Annotated in this window: 30 protein-coding genes; 14 read left to right on the top strand and 16 right to left on the bottom strand. The window is 71.9% G+C overall.

The genetic code is table 11. From position 1 onward, the window contains the following. Nucleotides 1-40: 40 nt before the first annotated feature. From BLW85_RS36210 to BLW85_RS36190, 6 genes are all read right to left on the bottom strand, one after another. Entirely contained in the window at nucleotides 41-1,051 is a 1,011-nt protein-coding gene (locus BLW85_RS36210) for an aldo/keto reductase (RefSeq protein WP_074995688.1), read from the bottom strand. Between the two features lie 226 nt (nucleotides 1,052-1,277). After that, nucleotides 1,278-1,586 (bottom strand): hypothetical protein, encoded by a 309-nt coding sequence (locus BLW85_RS36205; protein ID WP_074995685.1) that lies wholly within the window; start codon nucleotides 1,584-1,586, stop codon nucleotides 1,278-1,280. Between the two features lie 160 nt (nucleotides 1,587-1,746). Further along, nucleotides 1,747-2,589 carry an MBL fold metallo-hydrolase gene (locus BLW85_RS36200; protein ID WP_074995682.1) on the bottom strand — a complete coding sequence of 281 codons (843 nt, stop codon included), beginning with the start codon at nucleotides 2,587-2,589 and terminating at the stop codon, nucleotides 1,747-1,749. 179 nt (nucleotides 2,590-2,768) lie between these two features. Continuing rightward, the gene (locus BLW85_RS36195; RefSeq protein ID WP_244175064.1) at nucleotides 2,769-3,299 is read right to left on the bottom strand and encodes a DUF1990 family protein; all 531 of its coding nucleotides are present in this window, start codon (nucleotides 3,297-3,299) and stop codon (nucleotides 2,769-2,771) included. Beyond that, entirely contained in the window at nucleotides 3,299-3,490 is a 192-nt protein-coding gene (locus tag BLW85_RS40415) for a hypothetical protein (protein WP_244175070.1), read from the bottom strand. Before BLW85_RS40415 ends, BLW85_RS36195 begins: the two co-directional genes overlap by 1 nt. Nucleotides 3,491-3,496: 6 nt before the next feature. Next, nucleotides 3,497-3,745, bottom strand: a complete 249-nt coding sequence (locus tag BLW85_RS36190; RefSeq protein ID WP_239697649.1) for a hypothetical protein — start codon at nucleotides 3,743-3,745, stop codon at nucleotides 3,497-3,499. Nucleotides 3,746-3,835: 90 nt separating this feature from the next. Here BLW85_RS36190 and BLW85_RS36185 point away from each other — a divergent pair, with 90 nt between their 5' ends. Then, nucleotides 3,836-4,558: a DUF1990 domain-containing protein gene (locus tag BLW85_RS36185; protein ID WP_070029837.1), complete on the top strand. Its 723-nt coding sequence runs from the start codon at nucleotides 3,836-3,838 to the stop codon at nucleotides 4,556-4,558. A 10-nt stretch (nucleotides 4,559-4,568) separates the two neighbouring features. Next, nucleotides 4,569-5,453, top strand: a complete 885-nt coding sequence (locus BLW85_RS36180) for a short-chain dehydrogenase/reductase (RefSeq protein WP_074995680.1) — start codon at nucleotides 4,569-4,571, stop codon at nucleotides 5,451-5,453. A gap of 475 nt (nucleotides 5,454-5,928) precedes the next feature. On the opposite strand, the gene BLW85_RS36175 is transcribed toward BLW85_RS36180, so the two are convergent. The 3 genes from BLW85_RS36175 to BLW85_RS36165 form a co-directional block, all read right to left on the bottom strand. Further along, nucleotides 5,929-6,099, bottom strand: a complete 171-nt coding sequence (locus BLW85_RS36175) for a DUF5670 family protein (protein ID WP_070029835.1) — start codon at nucleotides 6,097-6,099, stop codon at nucleotides 5,929-5,931. A gap of 139 nt (nucleotides 6,100-6,238) precedes the next feature. Further along, the gene (locus BLW85_RS36170; RefSeq protein WP_070029834.1) at nucleotides 6,239-6,466 is read right to left on the bottom strand and encodes a helix-turn-helix domain-containing protein; all 228 of its coding nucleotides are present in this window, start codon (nucleotides 6,464-6,466) and stop codon (nucleotides 6,239-6,241) included. Nucleotides 6,467-6,573: 107 nt separating this feature from the next. Then, on the bottom strand, nucleotides 6,574-7,119 hold the full coding sequence (locus BLW85_RS36165; RefSeq protein ID WP_244174979.1) for a lytic transglycosylase domain-containing protein: 546 nt from the start codon (nucleotides 7,117-7,119) through the stop codon (nucleotides 6,574-6,576). Between the two features lie 464 nt (nucleotides 7,120-7,583). Between BLW85_RS36165 and BLW85_RS36160 the strand changes: the two genes are divergently transcribed. The 3 genes from BLW85_RS36160 to BLW85_RS36150 all read left to right on the top strand — a co-directional run bounded on the left by BLW85_RS36160 (nucleotide 7,584) and on the right by BLW85_RS36150 (nucleotide 9,769). Next, nucleotides 7,584-7,997: a globin family protein gene (locus BLW85_RS36160; protein ID WP_074995676.1), complete on the top strand. Its 414-nt coding sequence runs from the start codon at nucleotides 7,584-7,586 to the stop codon at nucleotides 7,995-7,997. An 88-nt stretch (nucleotides 7,998-8,085) separates the two neighbouring features. Then, nucleotides 8,086-9,192, top strand: a complete 1,107-nt coding sequence (locus BLW85_RS36155) for a globin domain-containing protein (RefSeq protein ID WP_074995673.1) — start codon at nucleotides 8,086-8,088, stop codon at nucleotides 9,190-9,192. After that, nucleotides 9,080-9,769 carry a DivIVA domain-containing protein gene (locus tag BLW85_RS36150; RefSeq protein ID WP_279628624.1) on the top strand — a complete coding sequence of 230 codons (690 nt, stop codon included), beginning with the start codon at nucleotides 9,080-9,082 and terminating at the stop codon, nucleotides 9,767-9,769. Before BLW85_RS36155 ends, BLW85_RS36150 begins: the two co-directional genes overlap by 113 nt. A gap of 5 nt (nucleotides 9,770-9,774) precedes the next feature. On the opposite strand, the gene ku is transcribed toward BLW85_RS36150, so the two are convergent. Beyond that, nucleotides 9,775-10,854, bottom strand: coding sequence for a non-homologous end joining protein Ku (gene ku, locus BLW85_RS36145; protein WP_074995667.1), 1,080 nt, complete (start codon nucleotides 10,852-10,854; stop codon nucleotides 9,775-9,777). 528 nt (nucleotides 10,855-11,382) lie between these two features. On the opposite strand from ku, the gene ggt reads away from it, so the two are divergent. From ggt to BLW85_RS36110, 7 genes are all read left to right on the top strand, one after another. Continuing rightward, nucleotides 11,383-13,233 (top strand): gamma-glutamyltransferase, encoded by a 1,851-nt coding sequence (ggt, locus tag BLW85_RS36140; RefSeq protein ID WP_079172544.1) that lies wholly within the window; start codon nucleotides 11,383-11,385, stop codon nucleotides 13,231-13,233. Nucleotides 13,234-13,445: 212 nt separating this feature from the next. Then, on the top strand, nucleotides 13,446-14,039 hold the full coding sequence (locus BLW85_RS36135; protein ID WP_070029828.1) for a DUF4291 domain-containing protein: 594 nt from the start codon (nucleotides 13,446-13,448) through the stop codon (nucleotides 14,037-14,039). A 46-nt stretch (nucleotides 14,040-14,085) separates the two neighbouring features. Continuing rightward, nucleotides 14,086-14,787, top strand: coding sequence for a class I SAM-dependent methyltransferase (locus tag BLW85_RS36130; protein ID WP_074995665.1), 702 nt, complete (start codon nucleotides 14,086-14,088; stop codon nucleotides 14,785-14,787). A 124-nt stretch (nucleotides 14,788-14,911) separates the two neighbouring features. Next, the gene (locus tag BLW85_RS36125) at nucleotides 14,912-15,361 is read left to right on the top strand and encodes an SRPBCC family protein (protein ID WP_074995662.1); all 450 of its coding nucleotides are present in this window, start codon (nucleotides 14,912-14,914) and stop codon (nucleotides 15,359-15,361) included. 180 nt (nucleotides 15,362-15,541) lie between these two features. Next, the gene (locus BLW85_RS36120) at nucleotides 15,542-16,282 is read left to right on the top strand and encodes a class I SAM-dependent DNA methyltransferase (RefSeq protein WP_074995659.1); all 741 of its coding nucleotides are present in this window, start codon (nucleotides 15,542-15,544) and stop codon (nucleotides 16,280-16,282) included. 73 nt (nucleotides 16,283-16,355) lie between these two features. Beyond that, a complete protein-coding gene (locus BLW85_RS36115) occupies nucleotides 16,356-17,318 on the top strand; it encodes an aldo/keto reductase (RefSeq protein ID WP_074995657.1) in 963 nt (320 codons plus the stop codon). 23 nt (nucleotides 17,319-17,341) lie between these two features. Further along, nucleotides 17,342-17,698 (top strand): MerR family transcriptional regulator, encoded by a 357-nt coding sequence (locus BLW85_RS36110; RefSeq protein ID WP_074995654.1) that lies wholly within the window; start codon nucleotides 17,342-17,344, stop codon nucleotides 17,696-17,698. 73 nt (nucleotides 17,699-17,771) lie between these two features. Here the strand turns inward: BLW85_RS36110 and BLW85_RS36105 are convergent, their stop codons facing one another. Further along, nucleotides 17,772-18,446 (bottom strand): ABC transporter ATP-binding protein, encoded by a 675-nt coding sequence (locus tag BLW85_RS36105; protein WP_074995651.1) that lies wholly within the window; start codon nucleotides 18,444-18,446, stop codon nucleotides 17,772-17,774. Beyond that, nucleotides 18,443-19,570, bottom strand: coding sequence for an ABC transporter permease (locus BLW85_RS36100; protein ID WP_074995648.1), 1,128 nt, complete (start codon nucleotides 19,568-19,570; stop codon nucleotides 18,443-18,445). Before BLW85_RS36100 ends, BLW85_RS36105 begins: the two co-directional genes overlap by 4 nt. Nucleotides 19,571-19,658: 88 nt before the next feature. On the opposite strand from BLW85_RS36100, the gene BLW85_RS36095 reads away from it, so the two are divergent. Beyond that, complete coding sequence (locus BLW85_RS36095; protein ID WP_070029821.1) at nucleotides 19,659-20,270, top strand: TetR/AcrR family transcriptional regulator; 612 nt, start codon at nucleotides 19,659-19,661, stop codon at nucleotides 20,268-20,270. 112 nt (nucleotides 20,271-20,382) lie between these two features. Beyond that, nucleotides 20,383-20,913: an SRPBCC family protein gene (locus tag BLW85_RS36090; RefSeq protein ID WP_070029936.1), complete on the top strand. Its 531-nt coding sequence runs from the start codon at nucleotides 20,383-20,385 to the stop codon at nucleotides 20,911-20,913. 49 nt (nucleotides 20,914-20,962) lie between these two features. Here BLW85_RS36090 and BLW85_RS36085 read toward each other — a convergent pair whose 3' ends face one another. The 4 genes from BLW85_RS36085 to BLW85_RS36070 all read right to left on the bottom strand — a co-directional run bounded on the left by BLW85_RS36085 (nucleotide 20,963) and on the right by BLW85_RS36070 (nucleotide 23,524). Then, on the bottom strand, nucleotides 20,963-21,604 hold the full coding sequence (locus BLW85_RS36085; protein WP_074995645.1) for a hypothetical protein: 642 nt from the start codon (nucleotides 21,602-21,604) through the stop codon (nucleotides 20,963-20,965). A gap of 41 nt (nucleotides 21,605-21,645) precedes the next feature. After that, nucleotides 21,646-22,359 (bottom strand): YqjF family protein, encoded by a 714-nt coding sequence (locus BLW85_RS36080; RefSeq protein ID WP_070029819.1) that lies wholly within the window; start codon nucleotides 22,357-22,359, stop codon nucleotides 21,646-21,648. A 140-nt stretch (nucleotides 22,360-22,499) separates the two neighbouring features. Beyond that, nucleotides 22,500-23,129, bottom strand: coding sequence for a hypothetical protein (locus tag BLW85_RS36075; protein ID WP_167381463.1), 630 nt, complete (start codon nucleotides 23,127-23,129; stop codon nucleotides 22,500-22,502). 77 nt (nucleotides 23,130-23,206) lie between these two features. Beyond that, a complete protein-coding gene (locus BLW85_RS36070; protein WP_079172685.1) occupies nucleotides 23,207-23,524 on the bottom strand; it encodes a nuclear transport factor 2 family protein in 318 nt (105 codons plus the stop codon). Between the last annotated feature and the right edge of the window lie 36 nt (nucleotides 23,525-23,560).

The raw sequence follows: 23,560 nt of genomic DNA, 5'->3' as shown, positions 1-23,560 counted from the left end.
GCGCGCGGGCGGCCCGGGCCGTGTCAGGCGGGTTTCGGGGTCAGGCGCCGTCGGGCAGCGGGGCGGCCGGGCTGACCAGGCCGGCGGCGCGCAGGTCCTGCCAGAACGCGGCGGGGACGGTCTCGCCCAGGGCGGCGACGTCCTCGGCGATACGGCTGGGGCGGGTGGCGCCGGGGACGACGGCGGCGGCCACGGGGTGGGCGAGGGCGAACTGGAGCGCGGCGGCCTTGATGCCGATGCCGTGCTTGTCGGTGAGGGCCTTGAGGCGCTCGACACGCTCGATGATGGCGGGCGGTGCCTGCTGGTACTCGAAGTTGGTGCCTCCGGCGAGCACGCCGGAGCTGTAGGGGCCGCCGACGACCATGCCGACACCCTGTTCCTCGGCCATGGGGAGCAGGCGCTGGAGGGCGTGCTCGTGGTCGAGGAGGGTGTAGCGGCCGGCCAGGAGGAAGCCGTCGGGCCGCGGCTCGTCGAGGGCCAGGGTCAGCTCGATGGGCTCGGTCTTGTTGACACCCAGGCCCCAGGCCTTGATGACGCCTTCGTCACGCAGCCGGGACAGGACGCGGAAGGCGCCGGTGCGTGCCTCCTCGAACTTCTGCAGCCACACGTCGCCGTGGAAGTCCTGGGCTATGTCGTGGACCCAGACGATGTCGAGGCGATCGACGCCCAGGCGCTTCAGGCTGTCTTCGATGGAGCGCTCGGTGGCGTCGGCGGTCCACTCGTGAACAATCTTGTTCGGGCGGCCGTGTTCGAACAGCCCGCCCTTCTCGCCGAGGTCGCGGGCGCCTTCCTCCAGCTCGTCGAGGATGACGCGGCCGACCTTGGTCGACAGGACGTAGGAGTCGCGGGGCTTGGTGGCGAGAACCTCGCCGAGCCGCAGTTCGGCCAGTCCGGCGCCGTAGAAGGGGGCGGTGTCGTAGTAGCGGATGCCCTGGTCCCAGGCGGCCTCGACGGTCGCGCGGGCCTCCTCGTCGGGGATCGCGCGGAACATGTTGCCCAGCGGCGCGGTGCCGAAGCCGAGCTTGCCGGGAAGGATGTCGGTGAGCGACATGGTGAAGCCTCTTCGTTCGATATCTCCGTGCCCGAGGCCTCCCTGCCGTTGAGCGAGACCCGGACGGTCGGATGCCTCTGCGGGGTCACACACGGCCAGGTAGATGCAGAAGCACCTTACGAGACATAACAATAATTGCAGACGCGCGGTAATGCAAAGGAGGGTGGAGGTCCGTCGCCCAAGCTATGCCGTCAGCGCCCCGACCCAGGCCCGACACCTGCCCCGATCACAGCCAGCCGGCCCAGCCGAAGGTCAGGAGATAGGCACGCACGGCCGCCGCCCGCCCGCGGCGCCCGCCACGGCGGACCGCGAAAAGGGCGACGGCGAACCAGGCCGCGACCGCCCCACCGACGATCAATGCCCACCGGGCGCCGCCGATCGCAGCGAACAAGGCCACGACGACGGCCGTGATGACGAGCCCGGCATGGGCACCGCCGATACTCACTCGGAACAGCTCGCGCACGACCCGACGGTCCTCGGCGAGGACCCGCTCGTACGCGTTCGGCTCCCGATCCGCACCGTTTCGCTCCCGCATACCCCGCTCCACAAGCCTCTCCCCAGCCTCGCGAACTCCACACAGTCTGCCCTGGCCGCCCCCGGGTACCGCGGCCACCAGCTCTACGGCGAGGGGCTCTGTGTGGCCGCCGCGCGGTTGCTGGGCGAGAGCCCGTACAAGGAACCCTGGAACTGACACCTCAGCGCACCGCGGGCCGCTCCTCGGAGGCCACCACGCGCGCGTACTGCCCGCGCAGGCAGTGGACCAGCCGCTCCTGAAGGCCGAGCGCGCGGGCCTCGGTCAGGAAGGCGTCGAGCGGGGAGCGGAAGACGGTGTAGTCGTCGTAGTGCACGGGCAGCACGTGCCGGTAGTCGAGGCGGCGGGCGAGTTCGGCGCCCTGGGCGCCGTCCATGGTGACCACGAAACCGCCCGGCAGAGTGGTGCCGCCCAGGTGCAGCACCGCGAGGTCCGCGCCGGGGAAGCGGCGGGCGATCTCTTCGAGGCCGTCGTGGAGGAGCGTGTCGCCGGAGACGTACAGCCGCAGCCGTGCCGGGCCGCCGCGGGGACCGAACTCCAGCATGCTGCCCATCACCGGCGGCAGCAGGCGCCGCAGCACCGGCTGCAGGGAGTGGCGACCGGGCAGCGATGTCACCCGGACCTGCGCGTCGCCCTGCCGGAAGGTGCAGCTCTCCCAGGTGTGCAGACCTCCGGCCTGACGGAAGCCCTGCCAGGAGCGCAGCCGGCGGGCCGCATGGGGCGTGGTGACGATCGGCACCGACCGGTCCAGGTGCCGCCGGGCCCTGCGGTCCCAGTGGTCGCCGTGCAGGTGGGAGAGGACCACGGCGTCCAGGCGCGGCAGCTCCCACGGATCCAGCGCCGGTTCGGTGAGACGGCGGCTGATCAGTCCGTATCCGAGGTGTGCGGGTTCGCCGCGGTGCAGGAAGTTGGGGTCGGTGAGCAGGGTGAGGTCGCCGTACCGCAGCAGGACCGTCGCGTTGCCGATGAAGTGCAGGTCGACGGCGGAATCGTCGAAGCTCGCCATGGTGGTCCTTGCCCGACGGGAGGGTCCCGTCTGTGGTTGCGCGGGGACTGGACTGGGCTGTCCCGACCCACCCCGGAGTACCCGCGCCCGGCCGTCCGTACCCGGCACGGCGCGCAGGACCGCCTGGACCGCAGGGCCCTTGGCGCCGTGCGGCCCGGCGGAGGCCCCGGCGGCCGCCCTCAGCCCGGGGCGACCCGGTTGACGGCCAGTCCGTCCAGGCGGTGGGCCCGCGCGTCGAAGGGGGCGTACACCAGGTGGCCGACCATCCTCGGCGGGCGGGCCGGGACGGGCTCGCCGCGCAGTGCCGCCTCCACGAAGTGCCGCATGCGTACGCCGCACCGGCGGTAGAACCGCAGTTGGGTGCGGCGGCCGAAGAGCCGCCATCCGAGGGAGGTGACGGGACCCAGCGTGGGCGCGCCCTGGGAATGGCACCTGGCCACGAACTCCACCGCTCCGGTCCGGCCGTCCTTCACGACCTCGTAGGTGACCTTGCCGCGCTCCAGGTGGCCACCGAGGGTCTCGTAGGCCCATCCCCAGGTGTGGTCCGTGCCGTCGCGCGTCTCGTCGACCACTTCGGTGACGCGTACGCCGCAATAGAAGTGCAGGCCGTGGAAACGGGCTTCGAGCAGCATGTCACGGCCGAGGAGGGGTGCGGTCGGGTCGTACAGCGCCCGGACGATCTCCGGCGGGGAGAACTCGTAGTCGCGGATCAGACGGCGGGCGTGCGTCCACGATCCCCCGGCGCGGGAGGGCCCGGTGGCTCGGCGGGCAGCGGAGTGCGGTGGATGTCGATGTTCCAGGCGGGACGGCGCACTTCGTCCATCGAGTAGTTGACGGACTCGTCCGCGAGCTCGCGCCACGCCCGCACCACGTCGAGCTGTCCGAAGACCCGGTCACCCAAGGGTCATCACTCCGGCCGCCGCAGCGATTCGCCGATCAGCCACAGAGTCGGTGGCCACAGGCCGACGAAGAGCGCGCGCCGTTCGGCGTTCCCCCGCTGCTCCTGGTCGATGGTCTTCGCGCGCACCCACAGCGTCACGCACAGACCGACCGCGCCGAGCGAGGCGAGGTGCAGGTGAGCGCTGCGCACGCCCGCGCGGTGCAGAAGCCGGACCACCATGCGCGCCTCCGGGTTCGTCCACTCGTGTCGCACCACCGTGTCAGCATTGCTATACCAGGGTATGTCCATATTCATTCACATTTCTTCGTGCGTATTTCCGCCGATCCGATGCCCTGAGGGGGGTCGATGTCCCCACCACGCTGGCCGCGGCCACTGACCGTGCTGGCGCGATGGCTCCTGGGCACGGTGCTGGTCACCTGGCGCTACCTCTGGGAGACGACGCCGCTGTACCGCGCGGGCGAATGCGAGGGCGACGAGCAGGACCGTCCGCCCCGGATCCCGACCGAGGCGGTCGACGACACGGTGCAGCTCGCCGAGGACGGCTTCGGTCCCCTGTTCCACCGGACCTTCCGGGTGCACATCGCGGGGGCCGAGGTCGACGGCGCCCGGCTGGTCGAGCAGCTCTGCTGCCACTTCGAACACTTCGTGCCCTCGGAGGTGGTCGGCATCCGGGTGGGCGAGCTCCGCGCCCACGGGCTGAACGTCGCGGACGAACTACTGGTGGAGATGCCGGGCCCGTGGAACGGTCCGGTGCGCGTCGTCCAGCGTGACAGTGAGCTGCTGCACCTGGTGACCCTGCGCGGGCACATGGAGGCCGGACAGGTGCAGTTCCGCGCGCGCCGGGACGGCGACCTGCTGGTGTTCGAGATCGAGTTGTGGGCGCGCGCCGCCACCCGGCTGGTGCACGTGCTGTACTCGCATCTGCGCGTGGCGAAGGAGATCCAGCTCAACATGTGGGTCCGCTTCTGCCTGTCCGCCGTCAAGGCCTCGGGCGGCCGGCTGGTGGACGGAGTGCACATCCGCACCCGCCGGCTCCAGCCGTCCCGGATGACACCACGGAAGGGATGAGGGCCGACCGGTGGCGAACAGCCCTCTGCGAGACCGGACCGTCGTCATCACCGGAGCCGCGCGCGGACTCGGCGCCGCCCTGGCGCGCCAACTCGCCCGACGCCGGGCGCGCTTGGCCCTCCTCGGGCACGAGGGGGCCGAACTGGACGCGCTGGCCGCGTCGCTGCCCACCGCTGCCCTGGCGATCGAGGTCGACGTCACGGACCCCACCGCCCTGGAGGACGCGGCGGCCGAGGTACGCGGCCGTCTCGGCCGGCCCTCGGCGGTCGTGGCGAACGCGGGCATCGCCGAGGGCGGACCGTTCGCGGTGTCCGACCCCGCGTCGTGGCGCCGTGTCGTCGACGTCAATCTGACGGGCAGCGCCCACACGGCACGGGCCTTCCTGCCCGATCTCGTCGCGACCGCCGGGTACTTCCTCCAGGTCGCTTCGCTGGCCTCGATCGGTGCCACACCGATGATGAGCGCCTACTGCGCCTCCAAGGCGGGTGTGGAGGCGTTCGCCCACGCGCTGCGGGCGGAAGTCGCGCACCAAGGGGTCGCCGTGGGCATCGCCTACCCCGCCTGGACGGACACCGACCTGATCCGCGAGGCCGAACGGTTCGCCGCGCTCCACGAGTTGCGGGTCCACATGCCGGCTCCCGGGCGCACCATCCACCCGCCCGAAGCGGTCGCCGCGCGGCTGGCACGGGCGGTGGAGCGCCGCCGTACCGCGGTCTACGTACCGTCGTGGCTGCGCTGCCTCCAGGCGGTCCGCTGCGCCCTGCCGCCCGTCGTACTGCGGGTGACCCGGCACGAGTTGCCCCGCCTGGACGCCGGGCGGCCGCTGCGCGCCACCGGCCCGCTCGGCTCCGGCGGCCGGGCCGACCGGGCCGCGGCGGAACCGGGAGAGGACTGACGTCCGTGCGACAAGGAGCGGGGCCGGGACGCGTGTTCAGTGCAGGACGAGGTGCCGGCCCGGGGTGATCCGGTCCGGGTCGTCGGCGCGCCTCTCGTCCGGGTCAGTCGACGTGACCGGATCCCGGGCCGGAGTGCGCCGGCCCGGAACCCGATGACCCCACCTTGCCGCTCCCTGCCCGGATACGCGATTACCGCACAGGTAATGCCTGGCCCGCCCGGTCGCGTCACCCGTCGAAACGGCGCCGGACACGGCGCACCGGCCCCGCGGGACAAGGAGGCGCAGAGTTCCACTGCTGTTCCCGCGAGACCGGTGCACCGCACACATACCCAACGATGCGCCCGATACGCCCGTTCCGCCCCCCTGTGTCGTTGCACGGTCCCCCAAGCATGACGTGGGGCCCGGCCTCACCCGGCCGGGCCCCACGTCATGCATCTCGTTTACCGCCGGCGCATCTCACGCCGGTCGTCTGCGTCTACCAGCGATACCAGCGACCCTTGCGGCCCGTGCCGTCCGCGGACCGGACGACGAAGCCGAGCAGCCAGACGACCAGCACGATCACCGCGATCCACCACAGTGCCTTCAGCGCGAAGCCCGCACCGAAGAGGATCAGAGCCAGAAGAAGAACCAGAAGCAGGGGAACCATTGCTATCAACCTCCTGGCCATCGAATGCCCTTACCTCGCGCCTACATGCATACAAATCGCAAGTTATCTTCACGAAATGCGGGGCATGCGCACACCGGGTGCGGTTCCCCTCACGGGTCGCCGGCGAGGCGGGCCGACCTCACCTCGGTGAGCGGCCGGCTCCTTCCAGGCGCCGCCGCTGGGGACGTTCGCCGCCCCGGCTGCGCAGAGAGACGTCCGTCTCGGTCAGGACCCGGTGGACGAACCCGTACGACCGTCCGTGCGCCTCGGCGATGGCCCGTATGGACATGCCCTGCTCGTACTGCTTCTTCATCTCCTGTGCGAGTTCCTCGCGGGCCGCACCGGTGATCTGCTTGCCCTTGTCCACGGTTCGTCTCCTTCAGGGGTCGACGCGATTGTGCTCGTCGTCTACCCCGGACCAGGGGAACCTTTCTTTCCGAACCGCAGGGCCGGGCCTGGCTTTCCCGGGGCTCGTCAGACCTCTCGCCGCCCGGTGCCGCGCGCGTCGCCGCGGTCGGCCAGCGCCTCGGCGGCGCGGCTCCGGTAGGCACGGAACCGGCGCAGGTACGACCGCGCCATGGGGCCCGGCGGGATGCCTCGGGCGAAGGCCCGCATGTTGCGTTCGCCCGTGTTGTAGCCCAGGGCGAGGAGTTCGTCGCGGGTGTAGCGGCGCACGTGCCGCCTCGGAAGGCGCCGGTCGAGGTCCTTCATGTGCAGGGCCGCCGCGTGGACGGCGAACGCGGGATCGTCGCGGAGATCCTGCCACCGCCCCGGCAGGCCGTGCGCGCGCCGTACCCGCTCGAACGTCGCGCGGTGCATGTTGGCCACGCCGAAGGACGCCCCGGGCTTCCACCACTGCCACAGCCGTTCGAGCAGCGGATGGTGCGGTTTGTACGCCTCGACGTGAAGCACCGTCATGAGGAGCACCGCAGACACACCGGCCTCCGCGGCGCTGCGCAGCACTGGCCCGGCGTAATCGGCCGGGTCGTAGCGGCCGGGGCGCAGCGGCGGCTTCCGCACACCGTCGCGCTCCGCCGGCGAGGATTGTCCGCCCGGCCCCGTCGTCGATCGCTCAACCACCCGTACCCGTCCCTCCCTGCGCCGCCGGGCCGGCGCCCGAACGGCGGCACGTCCACCAACCGGACAACCGGACGTCCGTCTGCCCCGCCCACCCGGGTGCCAATCCGGCGCGGACCTGCGGGAGTTTCGCCGCACAACCCTCCCACCAGCGCGTACGCGGGCCGCCGGGACGGTCCCCCGCATCCGCAAGTGAACGCCGTGTCAGGAGAGTTACCAGAAGTTTGCCGAACTTCCCTGCCGTCTCGTCAAACCGGTACCACCCCTGGCGAGCAGGTCGATACCGCACGGTAAACCACAGCGGGCACATAGCGGTTGACCAGCGAATTCGGCAATACGTCCGCAGATCGGTTGCATCAGGAACTCAATTTGTTCGAATAGAGGACCGCTGGCTACAGTCGGCCGCCATGACCGCAGACATCGCGTTGATCCGGAGCAGCTTCGCGGCTGTTCAGCCGCACGGTTCGCAGGTGACCGAGTACTTCTACGACCACCTGTTCACCCACCACCCCGGCGTGCGCCCCCTGTTCGCGGCGCACCTCGACGAACAGCGTGACCGCCTGTGGGCGGCGCTGGGCGCCCTGGTCTCGAACCTGGAGAACACCGACACCCTCATGGGCATGCTGCAGAACCTCGGGCGGCGCCACGCGGGATACGGCGCACTGGCCGAGCACTACCCGGCCGTGGGCGCCAGCCTGATAGCGGCCCTGCGCCACCACGCGGGCGATGCCTGGACACCGGCCGTCGAGGAGTCCTGGACGGCGGTCTACGGCGTGATCAGCAGCACCATGGTCGCCGCCGGCGAGGCGGCCCAGAGCTGATCCGGCCGCTGACGGCTCCTCACCGCGAGCCGTCGGACGGCACCCGATTTTTGGAGGTCACCCTGATGTCAGTCACCGGAGGGCGGACGTGAGCGATTCCCAGGCGCTGAGAGATTCCTTCGCTCTCGTCGGCAAGTCGGGGGACGAGGTGCCGCGGTACTTCTACTCCTACCTGTTCCTCATCGCGCCGGAGGTCCGGCCGATGTTCCCGGTGGCCATGGGGGCCCAGCGCGACCGGCTCGTCGCCGCGCTCGGGCGGATCGTCGCGGAGGCGGACGACCCGGACCGGCTCATTCCCTTCCTCCAGCAACTGGGCCGCGACCACCGCAGGTTCCAGGTCGTCGCCCAGCACTACGAGGCGGTGGGACAGGCGCTGCTGGCCACGCTGGCCTACTTCCTGGGCGACGCCTGGACCCCGGAACTCCAGCGTGGCTGGACCGAGGCGTACTCCCTGGTCGCCCGCACCATGATCCAAGCCGCCGAAGCGGACGGTGCGGTCAATCCGGCCTGGTGGAACGCCCAGGTGGTGCGGCACGAGCAACGCGGCTTCGACCTCGCGGTGCTGACGCTGCGCCTGGACCACCCGATGGCGTACCAGGCCGGGCAGTCCGTGATGGTGGAAGCCCCGATGCTGCCCAGCACCTGGCGGCCCTACACCCCGGCCAACGCGCAACGCGCCGACGGCACCATCGAGTTCCACGTGCGCGCCGTCGACGGCGGCCTGCTCAGCCCCGCCCTGGTGTACGGGCTGCGCCAGGGCGACGTGCTGCGCCTGGGCGCCCCGGTCGGAAACCGGCTCACGCTGCGGGCGTCCCAGGGCCGGGACCTGGTGCTGGTCGCCGGCGGCACCGGCCTGGCCCCGCTGCGGGCCCTGGTCGAGGAGATCGTGCAGCACGGCCCGTACCGCCGCGTCGACTTGTTCGTCGCGGCACGCGACAACCACGGCCTGTACGACCTGCCCGTGCTCAGGCAACTGGCCCAGGTCCACCCGTGGCTTCGCGTCACTCCGCTGGTCGGCGCCGATGCCGGCACCTTCGACAACCGAAGCCTCGCCGGCCCGGTCCTGCGCTCCGGCGCGGGGGGTGGACGCTCCTTCTACATCTGCGGTTCGTCGGCCATGGTCTCCGCCACCGTGCGTGATCTGGCGGGCGCAGGAATCCCCCACGACCTGCTGCACTACGAAGACGCTCGGTGATCGGAGACAAGTGAACGAGACAGGAGCCCCCCAGCCACAGGAGTCCCGGGAGCCCTGGGTGACGCCCGAGGCCCTGCGATCGATGACCTTTCCCCGCGCGCCCCTGACCCGTCGCGGCTACAGCGAAGAGGCGGTGCACGACGCGCTGCGGCGCTGCGCCCAGGCGCTGACCGCGCTCACGGAGGAGAACGACCGGCTGCGGGCGGACATGCAGCGTCACCGGGACTGGATCCGGGCGAACAACATCGGTGACGGCGGCAGCCCCACCGGGGTGCCGACCGTGGACGCCGTGCTGCAGCAGGCGCGCGCCCAGCAGTCGGCCGAACAGACCGTCACCGCGGCCCGTGAGCAGGCCCGCAACATGGTGCGGGCCGCGAGGGCGCAGGCCGAGGCGCTCCTTCAGCAGCGGTGGGAACAGGCCGCCCAGTCGACCGAGAACGACCAGGAGGAGACCGAGCGGCTCATCTCCTATCTGCGCCAGGTCGCGCAGTCGCTGACCGTCACCGCGGACCAGTACGACACCAAGCGCCCCGCGGCCGCCTCCCCGGCGGCCCCCGCCTCCCCGCCGGGGCCCTGACTGGGTCAGGCGGCGCTCTTCTTGCGACGGCGTCCGGTGCGTGTGAGGGCGTCGAGGAGTTCCTCACGGCTCATCCTGGACCGGCCGGGGACGCCCTGGTCGCTCGCCCGCCGGTACAGCTCCGCCTTGCTCAGCTGCCGCAACCCGTCCTTGCCGCCGGAGCCTCCGCCTCGGGAGCGCCTGGACGCCGTCCCGGTCTTCTTCGGCGGGGCCTTCCGGGCCGGCGTCCCCGCCGCGGGGGCGTGGGAGGTCTTGCGCGGGGCGCTCTTGCCCTTCCGCCCGGCCGTCTCCCCGCTGCCGCGGCCGGAGCGCACGGCGTCCAGACTGCCTTCGAGGGCCTTCATCAGGTCGATGACGTTGGTGGCCTCCGGCGGCGCCTCGGCCGCCGTGATCTCCTTGCCCTCCGCCTTCGCCTCGACCAGCTCGCGCACCTTCTCCTGATAGGTGTCGTGATACCGGCCGGGATCCCAGTCCCCGCTGAGGGCATCGATCAACTGCCGCGCCATCTGGAGTTCCTTGCCCCGCGCGGCCCGGCCGGAGGGCAGTTCGGGCAGTTCCTCGCCCGGGTCGCGAACCTCGTCCGCCCAGTGCAGCGTCTGCAGCACCAGCACGTCGTCCTCGGCGCGCAGCGCGGTCAGGTACTGCTTGTTGCGCATCACGAAGGTGGCGATGCCGACCCTGTTCCCTTCGGCCAGTGCCGCCCGCAGCAACTCGTAGACCTTGGTGTACTCCTTGCCGCGCGGGGCGATGTAGTAGCTCCGGTCGAAGTAGACCGGCTCGATCTGCTCCAAGGCGACGAAGTCGGTGATGTCGATGGTCTGGGAGCGGCCGGGCGCGATCTCGTCCAGTTCCTCGGGTTCGACGACGATGTACTCGCCCTCGCCGACCTCGAAGCCCTTGACGATGTCGTCGGGGCCGACCTCGTCGCCGGTGCGCTCGTTCACCCGCCGGTTGCGGATCCGGTCGGAGGTGCCGCGCTGAAGCTGGTGGAAGTGGACCGTGTGGTCCTGGACCGCCGTGTACAACCCGACGGGGACGGTGACGAGCCCGAACGTGATCACCCCTGTCCAGATCGCCCGCGCCATGGCCTGCTCCGTTCCATCCACCCAGCGCGACGGCCGGTACCGCCTGTTCCCCTCCACGCTCGCACCGCTGCCGTGCCCGCGCGCGCCGGGCCGCCCGATCGGGCACCCGAACCGCGGACGACCGGGGCCCGTGACGGCCGCGGTCATGCCGCTGTTCCCGGCGTCGATGGCCCTGACCCCGCTCGCACGCCTTGCCCGGTACGCTCCCGGAGGGGCGCAACGCGCCACAGACGGCTGACCGCGTGGGCGAGCAAGTGCCCTGTGAAATCCATGAACTGACGGTGAGTTATACGGAGACTTCGCGCTGACCGATCCGCCGCGACCCCAGCCCACCGAGCGCGCCGACCTGGGCCGTTGGCTCCTTGTCGGCCTCTGGACCGACCGTCGTCCCCTACCGGCGGGAAACCTCAGATCTTCCGCAAACCTTGATCCACACGGTTGCCCGTCCCACGGCCGGCTGCAAATGTTTCGCGCACCCCCCGCTCCAGTCGGCGACTCCCTCTCACGAGGGGTGAAATCGGAGGTTTCGTGACCACCCGCCGTACCCTGGTGACCGCCGCTTCGACGGCGTTGCTCACTCTTCCCCTGCTCCCCCACACCGCCGCCGCCTCGACCCCCGCCGCCCCGCAGGAGACGGCTCCCGGGCTCCAGCCGCCCGCCAAGCAGGCGGTCGCCGTCGGTGACGGCGGTGCCGTCGCCAGCGTCAACCCCTACGCCACACAGGTCGGTATCGACGTTCTGCGCCGCGGCGGCAACGCCATCGACGCCGCCGTCGCCACCGCGGCCGCGCTCGGTGTCGTCGAGCCCTACTCGTGCGGGGTCGGAGGCGGCGGCTACTTCGTCTACTACGACGCCCGAACCAGGACCGTCCACACCATCGACGGCCGGGAGACCGGACCGGCCCGCATGCGGTCCGACTCGTTCACCGATCCGGCCACCGGCAAGGCGATCCCATTCGACGACGCCGTCAACTCCGGCCTGTCCGTGGGTGTTCCGGGCACCCCGGCGACCTGGCGGAAGGCCCTGGACGCCTGGGGCACCCTTTCGCTGGCCGAGGTCATGCGGCCGGCGATCCGGATCGCGGACGAGGGATTCGTCGTCAACGAGCAGTTCCGCGCCCAGACCGAGATGAACGAGGACCGCTTCCGCGCCTTCACCTCGACCACCCGGCTGTTCCTGCCGAACGGTCGGCTGCCGGTGGTCGGCAGCCTCTTCCGCAACCCGGAACTGGCCCGGACCTACCGGGAGCTGGCCCGCACCGGCATGGACGCGATGTACTTCGGCGACGTCGGCCGCGACGTGGTGCGGACCGTCCAGAATCCGCCGGTGGCCCCGGGCTCCACGCGCAAGGTGCGCCCCGGCCTCATGGAACGCGCGGATCTCGCCGCCTACCGGGTGATCATGCGGGCCCCGACCCGTACGACGTACCACGGCCTTGACGTGTACTCCATGGCACCGTCCTCCTCCGGCGGCACCACGGTCGGGGAGGCCCTCAACATCCTGGAGAACCTCCACCTGTCCCCGGCCGACAAGGTGCAGGCCCTGCACGACTACCTGGAGGCCAGCCGGATCGCGTTCGCGGACCGCAACCGCTGGGTGGGCGACCCGGCGTTCTCCGACGTACCGACCCAGGAACTGCTGGGCAAGGAGTTCGCGAAGGACCGCGCCTGCCTGATCCGGCCCACCACGTCGCTGACCAGCCCCGTCGCCCCGGGCGACCCGCGCCACCCCGCGGGCTGCTCCGACTCGGGCACCGGCGCCCTCGAACCCTACGAAGGCCGGTCGACCACCCACCTGGTGGCCTCCGACCGCTGGGGCAACGTCGTCTCCTACACGCTGACGATCGAGCAGACCGGCGGCTCGGCGATCACGGTTCCCGGCCGCGGGTTCCTGCTCAACAACGAGCTGACGGACTTCGACTTCACGCCCTTGCAGGAAGGCGTGCCCGACCCGAACCTGCCGGGGCCCGGCAAGCGGCCGCGCAGCAGCATGTCGCCGACGATCGTCATGCGCGGCGGCAAGCCCGTGATCGCCGTGGGTTCGCCGGGTGGCGCCACCATCATCACCACCGTTCTCCAGACCCTCGTCAACCGCCTCGACCTCGGCATGACCCTGCCGGACGCGGTCGCCGCGCCGCGCATATCGCAGCGCAACGGCGCGACGACGGAGGCCGAGCCCGCGTTCCTCGACTCGCCGGAGCGACCCGCGCTCGAAGCCCTCGGCGAGCGCTTCGTCCTGGCCCCGCCGGCCTTCACCCCGTCACCCGAGATCGGCGCGGTCGCCGCGCTGGAGTTCGGGTCCCACGGAAAGGTCACGGCGGTCGCCGAGCCGAAGCGGCGCGGCGGCGGCTCCGCGATGGTCGTCCACCAGAGGTCCTGAGACCGCGCCGGACACCGGCACCCGGACTCCGCGCCCCCGTACCCGAACGCGTCGCGGTCGTGTACGGGGGCGGCGGGAGCGCGCGGCGCCTCTTCGACGCGGCGGGGCTCACCGGCCCCCTCCCCGCCCGCCCGGTGACCTGGGGCCCGGATGACCCTGGTGGGCACGGTAATTCGATGGCGCCCTCACCTGGGTGTGACCACCCTGTTCCCATGACAGAACCCACGAACCGCATCCGGGCCACGTACACCGACTCCACCGTCACCGTCTACCAGGCGTACACGCCGGAGATCGGCCGCCGGGCAGCCCATGAGGGCCGGTTTCCGCCGACGTGGAAGAGGGACCGGATGACCTGGATCAAGCCGTCGTTCCTGTGGATGATGTACCGCTGCGGGTGGGGGGCGAAGGAAGGCCAGGAGACCGTCCTCGCCGTCGAGATCTCCCGCGAAGGCTTCGAATGGGCGTTGGAGAACGCCTGCCTCTCCCACTACGTGCGGGGGCTTCACGCCGACGAGGCCACGTGGAAGCGCCAATTGAAGCGGGCTCCCGCCCGGGTGCAGTGGGACCCCGAACGCGACCTGCGCCTCCAGCCGCTTCCCTACCGGTCCCTCCAGCTCGGCCTCGCCGGGGAGGCGGCACGTCTCTACGCGGACGAGTGGATCACCTCGATCACCGACATCACCCCTCTCGCCCACAGGGTCCACGCGCACGTAAAGGCCGGGGATCTGGACGCCGCACAGCAACTCCTGCCCCCTGAACGCCCTTACCTTGTGAAGGAGGGTTTTCTGGCTCACCTGAGCCAGTGAGCCGGGTCCCGGTCGGGGCGGACTTCCGGTGCGAGGGATGGGTGGCATGGCGAACGCGGAGGAACGGGTGGCGCGGGTTAGCGAGGTGCGGAGGCGGCTCGCCCGGGAGGGGCCTCCGTGGGCGCGCGACCACGAGAGGGACTTCGAGACCGTCTCCGTTCCCGAACGCCATGGCGACCAGCTGCGGGATCTGCTGGTCTGCGAGGGGGCCGGGAAGGTCGTGGAGATCGGTCTCGCGTACGCCGCTTCCGCGCTCGCCATCGGTGAGGCACTGCTGACCGTCGGCGCGCCGTCTCCCCGGCACGTCGTCATCGACCCGTTCCAAGAGAGCGAGTACGCCAACGTCGGCTGGAAGCTGCTGTGTTCGGCGGGGCTGGACTCGATCGCCAGGCTCGTGCCCGGTCCGTCGTCGATCGCGCTGCCTCGGCTCCTCGGCGAGGGCTTCGTGGCCGACGCGGCCTTCGTGGACGGCAGTCACCGGTTTCACGAAGTCTTCGTCGACCTGTACTTCCTGCGCAAGATCGTCCGTCCCGGCGGCTTGGTCGTCATCGACGACGACTGGTGGCCGTCCGTGCACACGGCCGTCCGGTACTACGAGCGGAACACGGGCTGGCAGGCCCTCCCCGACGCCTTTCCCGGCGAGCCGGTCGGCGTCCGGCCGCAGGGCCGGCAACGGGCGCGGTGCAAGGCGTACCGCCTGCCCGACCCCCCGTTCGAGCCCTCCTTCCAGGACTTCCGCGCGTTCTGACCCGAGACGACAAACGGCCCGCGCCCACGGCGCCGGCCGACCACCGGCAACGGATCAGGCATGAACGGCCCCTAGCCTGGAACCCGCTCCTCGTCCAACCCGTACACCAGGAAGCGAGGAGCGCATGTCCCAGGTCGAAGAGTCCATCGAGGTCAACGTCCCCGTCCGCGCCGCCTACAACCAGTGGACCCAGTTCGAGGAATTCCCCCGCTTCATGGGGGGCGTCGAGCGCGTCGAGCAGCGCACCGACACCCTCACCCACTGGAAGACGAAGATCGACGGGGTCGAGCGCGAATTCGACGCGAAGATCACCGAGCAGATCCCCGACGAGCGCGTCGCCTGGACTTCGATCGACGGCGAGGCGAAGCAGGCGGGTGTCGTCACGTTCCACCGTCTGGACGACAACACCACCAAGGTCATGCTGCAACTCGGCTACACGCCGGAGGGCGTGACCGAGACCGTCGGGGACAAGCTCGGCTTCGTCAAGCGCCAGGTCAGCGGCGACCTGAAGCGGTTCAAGGAGTTCATCGAGTCCCGCGGCACCGAGACCGGAGCCTGGCGCGGGGCGGTCTGACAGCCAGGCCGGACGGCTGCCCGCGCGGTGACGACCGGGCGCTGCCGCAGACACCGGGCCGTGGAGACGGGTTCTTCGACACGGGCGGGGCCCACCATCGTCGGCAAGGGGGCGGGCCCCGCCCGGCGGCCGGGTAAATGCCTCGACATCGTCCCGCGCCAACCGGCAGAGTGGCCGCCCGTGACGAGCAGTGAGCTGTGGAACCGTGCGACCGCCGACCGTTACGACGCCGAGGAGACCGAGATGTCCTCGGCCGCCGTTCTCGGACCCACCCTCGATTTCCTCGCCGAACTCGCCGGAGACGGAAGGGCGTTGGAGTTCGCCATCGGGACGGGGCGGGTGGGCGTTCCGCTCCGGGAACGCGGCGTGCCGGTGGTGGGTGTCGAACTCTCCGAGCACATGGCAGCGGTCCTGCGGCGCAAGGTCGGCGAGGACGTGCTCCCGGTCGTCATCGGAGACATGGCCAAGACCGTCGTTCCCGGCGAGTTCAGCCTCGTCTATCTCGTCTACAACACGATCTCGAACCTGCTCACGCAGGACGAGCAGGTCGAGTGCTTCCGCAACGCCGCACGTCATCTGGCGCCCGGCGGCCGGTTCGTCATCGAGCTGGGCGTACCGCCGCTGCGCTTCCTGCCGCCCGGGCAGGTCGCGGTGCCGTTCGACGTCTCCGAGCGGCACCTCGGCTTCGACACCTTCGATCTGGTCGAGCAGATCCTCGTCTCGCACCACTTCACCCGCGACGGCGACGACGGCCGCTACCGCCGCGACGCCTCCCGGCACCGGTACGCCTGGCCGGCGGAGCTGGATCTGATGGCGCGGATCGCCGGGCTGGAACCGGAGCGCCGCGTCGCGGACTGGGACGGGGCGCCGTTCACCCAGGACTCGGTCAAGCACATCTCCGTGTGGCGCAAGCCGGCCTGACGCCGCCCTCGGCCGGCAAGCCGCCCGCGCCCTGTCTTGACCTGGAGCGCGCTCCAGATTCGAGCATGGGCGCATGAACACCACTCAAGCCTCCACTCGAACCTCCGCTCGACCCCAGGTCGTCCTCGGGACGATGGACTTCGGCACCCGCGTGGACCGCGAGCGGGCCTTCGCGGTCCTCGACGCCTTCGTCGACGGCGGCGGAGTCTGGCTGGACACCGCGAACTGCTACTCGTTCTGGGCCGACCCCCGTGGCATCGGCGGCGCGAGCGAGGAGGTCATCGGCGCGTGGCTCCGGGCCCGGCCGGGGGCGCGCGATGCGGTGCGGATCGCCACGAAGGTCCGGCAGAACCCGCTCGTTCCGCACTCCTGGCCGGACAGCGCCGAAGGGCTGTCCGCGCGCGCCGTCCAGGCCGGGGCCGAGGAGAGCCTGCTGCGGCTGGGGACCGATCACGTCGACCTGCTCTGGGCCCACGCGGAGGACCGTGCCGTGCCGCTGGAGGAGACGGTCGGTGCCTTCGGTGAACTGGCCGCGAAGGGCGTTGCCCTGAGGGTCGGGGCGGCGAACCATCCCGCCTGGCGCGTCGCGCGTGCCCGGTCGCTCGCCCGGGAGCAGGGCGTGGAACCCTGGACGGCGCTGCAACTGCGCCACTCACTCGTGCAGCCGCGTCCGCTCACCCCGGTCGCGGAGGCAGGCCACCGCATGCTGAGCGCCGAGGACCTGGACCTGGCGCGGGCGGAGGGGCTGGGCGTCTGGTCGTACAGCTCGTTGATGTGGGGATCGTACGTTCGCCCGGACAAGCCGCTTCCGCGGACCTATGATCACCCGGGGACCGAACGGGTGCTCGCGGTCCTGGGCGACATCGCGGGGGAACTCTCGGTCACCAGGAACCAGGTCGTCCTCGCGTGGCTGATGCGGCAGGGAATCGACCCCATCGTCGGCGCGAGCCGGGCGGAGCAGATCGAGGAGGCGCTCGCCGCACGCCGAGTGCGTCTCGACGACGAGCACCTGGCGCGCTTCGCCGGAGCGCGGTAGTGACGGTTCACCCGGGAGACCGTATGACGACCCTCTCGCCGGCGGCGGCCGCCGACCGCACCGGCGTGTCCATCGACACGCTGCGCTATTACGAGCGCGAAGGGCTCATCGGACCGATCCGGCGTTCCCCGGGCGGGCGCAGGGAGTACACCGAGGACGACATCTTCTGGATCGGCCTGGTCACGTGCTTCCGCGAGGCGGGCCTCGGCATCGCGGACCTGCGGGAGTTCGTCGCCATCCTGCGCGCCGAGCACTCCGCCCGGGACCGGGTCGCCTTCCTCCGTGAGCGCCGTGCCGCACTGGAGCACTGGGTGGCGGCGCTCCACCGGGCGATGGAGGTCCTCGACGACAAGATCTCCTACTACGGCGCGGGGTCCTGAGGCGGATCGGTTGCCTCCCGTCGGCGCTCCTTCTCAGGGGCGCCGACGGGGTGTCGGCGGGCCGGGCCGGGGCTCAGGCCGTAGGCGCGGCGGTGTGGTCCCGCATGTCGATCGTGCCGTCGGCCGCCTCGACGACCACCGGGTCGTGGGTGGCGACGACGGTGACGCAGCCGTGCTCGTGTGTGGTGCGTGCGATGAGTGCGGTCAGGTCGTCGGCGCGGGTCCGGTCGACGGCGGCTGTCGGTTCGTCGACGAGGAGGAGTTCGGGCCGGGTGAGCAGGGCGCGGGCCAGGGCGACGCGTTGGCGTTCGCCGCCGGAGAGCTGGTCGGGCCGGTGGCGGAGCCGGTGTTCGAGGCCGACGTCGGCGAGCAGGTCGCGGGCCCGGGCTCGGACCGCGCGGGGTCCGCGGTCGGCGAGGGAGGCGGCGGCGAGCAGTTGCTCCTCGGCGGTGAGGCCGGTGATGAGGTTGCCGCTCTGGAACATGTAGCCGATGCGGGTGCGGCGGGCGCGGGCGCGTTCGCGGTCGGTGAGGGCGGCCAGGTCGGTGTCGCCGAGCAGGACCCGTCCCTCGTCGGGGCGGAGCAGGGCGCCCGCGACGGCGAGGAGGGTGGACTTGCCGGAGCCGGAGGGGCCGACGAGGGCGGTGAGGACGCCCGGCCGGAAGGTGGCGGTCAGTGCCCGCAGGGCGGTGGTGCGGGCTTCGCCGCGGCCGAGGGTGACGGTGATGTCGTCGAGGCGGAGGGTCATCGTGCGGCTCCCAGCATGATCATCGGGTCGACGGTGGTGACGCGGCGCAGGGTGAAGGCGGAGCCCGCGAGTGCGACCAGGGTCACCGCGGCCATGGTGGTGGCGAGGGTGGCGGCGGGAAGGCTGAAGGGCACCTGCTCGCCGACGAACAGGCCGACAGCGGAGGCGAGTACGGCTCCGGCGGCCGTTCCGGCGACGACGACCACGGCGGCCTGCGCGAGGGTGTGGCCGAGCAGGCGGCGGCGGGAGGCGCCCATGGCGCGCAGCAGGGCGAGTTCCGGGGTGCGCTGCACCGTCCACACGGCGAAGAAGGCGCCGACGACCAGCGGTGCGATGAGGAAGAGGAAGGTCTGGATGGAGGTCATCGTCAGGCGTTCGCCCTCGTAGCCGGGGGCCGCGGCGAACGCGTCGTCGAGCGGGACGGTGGCCGTGTGGTGGCGGTGGTCCGCGTCGGCGAGCGTCGTGGCGTCGAAGCCCGTGGGGAGCTTGAGGGCCATCGCGCTGTACTGGCGCGGGAGGTCGCCGGGGCGCGCGTCGGTGCCCGGTGTGGTGAAGCGGATGCGGCGCCAGGTGTCGGCGGTGACGTAGGCGGCGGGGACGTGCCCGTAGGAGGAGCGGCCGGTGGTGCCGACGACCTTCAGCCGGATGCCGAGCCGGTCGATGGCGAGGGTGTCGCCGATGCGGACACCGTCGCCGACGAGTTGGCGGGAGACCACGATCCCCTGGGGCGCGCTCGCGGCGAGGGGCTTGCCGTCGTCGGCCCCGGGGTCGGTGAAGGCGCCGGGTTCCACCCCGAACGCGGCGAGGTCGACCTCGACGTGCCGGTCGGTGGTCCCGCGGGTGATGGCGACGCCGAGCGGGGTGGCCGAGACGCCGGCTTCCCGCCGCCAGCCGTCGACGGTCCGCTCGTCGATCAGACCGCGGGCGAACTGGTCGGAGTCCGAGCCGGCGGCGAAGGCGATGTGGGTGGCGGGCAGTCTGCGCAGGGCGGAGACGGTGTCGTCACCGAGGCCGGTGGTGAACCCGGAGACGATACCGACGAGCGCGGCGACGAGGACGACGACGCTGCCCATCAGCAGGAAGCGGCCGCGGGCCGCCTTGAGTTCCAGCAGGGCGAGGAACACGGTGTTCCTTCCAAAGATAGGGACATGGCGTCCCTAAAATAGAAGATGGGGACGCGGCGTCCCCAAGTGGGGGTCCTAAACTGACCGTGTGCCCAAGATCCACGCCGCGTCGGTCGCCGATCACCGCGCCCAGCAGCGGGCCGCCCTGCTCGAAGCGGCACGGGAACTGCTCGCCGAGGGCGGCGCCTGCGAGGTGACGTTCGCCGCGGTCGCCCGCCGCACCGGGCTGGCCCGCAACAGCGTCTACAAGTACTTCGCCGACCGCAGGCAGCTGCTGACCGAGGTGGTCCGGGAGGCCGCTCCGCGCTGGACCGAGCGCATCCACGCCGCCCTCGCCGCCGCCGGCGACTCGCCCCGCGACCGGGTGGCCGCCTACGTCACCGCGCAGCTGGAGATGGTCCGCGACGGCGAGCACCGCATCGCCCGGGCCGACGCCGACGCGCAGGACGCCGCGGCGCTGCGCGCGGGCGCGGACGCGGCACACCGGGCCCTGCTCGACCCTCTCGTGGGCGCGCTGGCGGACCTCGGCGACGACGCCCCGCTGCGGACGGCACGGCTGCTGCAAGGGTTCGTCAACGCCGCGACCACGGCGCTGGAGGCGGGCGACGACTACGAGGCCGTGGCGGACAAGGCCGTACGACTGGCTGTCGCGGCCCTCGGCGGTCTCACCGCCGAACCGTCACCCCCAGCGCGTACGTAGCGGCCCGGCGCGAACGAGAAAGTCCGCCGCGGCCGCTCGACTCATCAAGGGCCTTGCTGTCAAAGTGATCAAGGCCGTGGATGAGCCGAGATCCGACATCGAGGGGGACGACATGCGATTCGCCGATGGCCCGAGCGTGCACTGTGACGTTCACGTCCAGGCGGACGTGCGGCGGGTATGGGAGCTGGTGACCGACATCCGGCTGCCCGCCCGGCACAGCCCGGAGTTGCAACGCGTCGCCTGGCTCGACGGCGCGGACCGCCCCGTGGTCGGCGCCCGCTTCGAGGGGTACAACCGTCACGAGCGGCTCGGCGAGTGGCGCACCGTCTCCCATGTCGTCGAGCTGGCCGAGCCGAAGGTGTTCGCCTGGGCCGTCACGGACGCGGACGGCCGTTACGGAGAACCGGCGCCGGATCCGGCACGGCCCATGGCGACCTGGCGCTGCGAACTCCAGGCCGAGAACGGCGGCACCCTGCTGCGGCAGTCCGTGCTGATCGGGCCGGGCCGCAGCGGAGTCACGCTGGCGCTCGAACGCTGGCCCGACCGCGAGGAGGAGATCCTCGCCTCCCGGTCGAAGGAACTGCTCGCCGGAATGGAGGCGACCCTTCAGGGCATCAAGGCCCTTGCCGAGCAAGGCGGTTGAGCCCGCGGGTACGACCCTTCGCCCCGTGGGTTCCGCTTTCCGTGGGTGGTCAAGGGGTGCTCACGGTTGTCGTCACCCGAACCAGGCTGGGCCTGCGGGGTGTGGAGCCGAAGCCGAACCGGACCGGTGAACGCACCGCCGTGAGGGCACCGAGGCTCCGTCCCCGCAGCACGGCGGTCATCCGGGTGATCCGGTGCAGGTCGTGGGCGCCGTACCACTCATGGCGCCCGCCGCCGGCCGTGCCCCGGGTGCGCACGCCCAGCAGCAAACGGGCTAGCGGGTCCGTCACCGCGGTCCAGCCGGGGCTGCCGGACAGCGCCGCGGGTACCGCACGCAGCAGCAGCCCCGCGGGGCCGCGCCGGCCGACCGTGAACCGCAGATCGAGCAGCGCTCCCGCGGTGACGGCCCAGACGTCGCCGGTGACGCGGACCCGTACGGGTTCGATCCGCACCTCGTCGAAGGCGTACGTACCGGCGACGAACTCGGCCGTCCGCCGGGTCGGGGCCAGCAGCAGCCGGTGCCCGTCGGGCCGTTCGACCATCACGTCGCTGAACGGCCCGAAGGGCGAGCGCGGCCAGTGGCCCACGACCAGCCGGGTTCCGGACGCCGTACCGAGGCCGGCGATCCATCCCTCGAAGCGCATCCGGACGGGCCGCCGGGCCCGCGTGCCCTCACCGGAGGTCCGCGTCATCCACCCGCGTCCTCGGGATTGACCCGGCCGCACGCATCGCCTCACCGTCTTCCCTTCCGCCACACCGGTCGCGAGGGCGCGAAGCGCACCGTGTGGACCCCGTCCGAGAAGTGCGCCAGCGGCTCCCCGGCGGGCGGGGGCAGCCCGGCCGCCCTCGTCAGCGTCTCGTCGAGGCCCTCGACGTGCGCCGCGCGCAGCGGCCAGGGCTCGTGCTCGACGGGCGTCTCCCAGAGCACGCCGTACCCGCGGGTGAAGGCCCGCCAGCGCGAGGTCAGCCACACGTCCCGGCGGGTCGGCCGGAGCGGTTCGCCCGGCCGGACGGTGAGGCGGTACGACGGCCCGCCACGTCCCCGGACGCCGGCATAGGTCAGAGCGTCGCCGTCGCGGGACAGCCCCAGGTGCCCGAGGCGGTACGGCGCGCCGATCACGCGGGCCGCCAGCATCACCGGGGACGCCACTTCGAGGGACAGGAACCACAGGCCGTCCCTGCCGTCCCGGCCGCGCACGTAGGTGCGCAGATTGGTCTCCGCGAAGGGAGGCACGGCGAGCGGGGACCCCGGCACCCGTACGCCCGCCATCACGAACGGCGTCAGGCTCACCCAGGCCCGCCCGTCGCACGTGTCCGCGGTCAGCCCGGCCGGCAGCAGGCGCTGCACCTGCTCAGCGGGGTAGGACCAGTGCACGAACGTCTGCGTCAGCCATTCGGCGCGCAACGCCGGCAGCCGTACGCGCTGCTCCGCTCCGTAGGACGCCACGGATCCCGACTTTCCCGCAGCCACACGGCGAAACCGGACGAAGGGGCCTGCGGCCCGCGGCGTGTACGCGGCGGCACACGCGCGGCGGACATCGCAGTGCGTGCCGGACGCTCCGCGCCGACCGTGGTGGCCGTGTCGTGTCAGCGGCATGACGGGCGGTCCCCGTGGCCCGCCCAGAGCAGCTTCATGTGTTCCGTGGCAGTGGTGTGTCCGCGTCGGACGGTCACGGTGACCCGGCCGCCGGTCCGCGCGGGGACGTCGAAGGCGTAGAGCAAGCGCCGGCCGTCGAGGACGGGAGCGAGCCGCCGCAGTGCGAGGGGGCTGCCGTCGCACGTCACCTTCACGACGGCTTCGCGGTCCGCGCCGAGTACTTCGTGCTGATCGGTGATCACGGTGACGACGAGAGGGACGACCGTGGGACGCGAGGAGTAGGCGGTGCTGCCGGGGGACGAGGCGCAGCTCGTCATGACGGCCCCGCCGGTCGCCGCGGCGGAGCCGAAGCAGAATCGCCTGTCGCCGGTCTCCCAGACGAACAGCGCGGCGCCCCGGTCGACGGCGGCCGTGGACATCGGAGCCCGGCCGGGGTGGTCCTTCGCCGGCAGTTGTACCAGCAGATGGCGCCGCGCCGCGGCCGTCACCTCCTCGCGGCCGGCCGTCGTGGCCCGCGGGGAGGCGGCGCGCGACGTGGTGGGCGAACTGGTCCGGGGCGGTACGCCGGGGCTCGTACACGCGGCCATCGAGGCGAGCGCGGCACCGGCCAAAGCGGACACGAGAACTCTTTTCATGGTCGCCCCCCGTTGTCATCCGTGGCGTCCGCACCGCACGCGGTGCGTGTTCCGGCCGTCGCTCAGCCGGTCGGCGTGCCCTGGTGGAAGTACAGCCGCCAGCCCGCTTCCGTCAGCCGCCACACCGAGCTTCGCCAGGCCCGGCGGCCCTGGTGGTCAGCGACGTACGTCAGGTGGACGACGCCCGGCGCGAGGACGGCACCCGACATGTCGCTGACCTCGACCGGCGACTGCGGGGACACCGAACCGTCGCTCGTCACGGCGAGGATCGATCGCACGTCCCAGCGGCGTCCGGAAGCCCCGATCTCGGTGAACTCCGGGTCCAGCAGGTCCAGGACCCGGGCCGGGGAGGCGCGCACCTTTGGATCGAGGAGGCGCATCTCCCCGTCGACGGCCGCCCGCACGGCCCGTTCGTC

Source organism: Streptomyces misionensis (assembly GCF_900104815.1).
Taxonomy (GTDB): domain Bacteria; phylum Actinomycetota; class Actinomycetes; order Streptomycetales; family Streptomycetaceae; genus Streptomyces; species Streptomyces misionensis.
The sequence above is the reverse complement of the archived record's forward strand: the minus strand, read 5'-3'. Positions and strand labels throughout refer to the sequence as shown.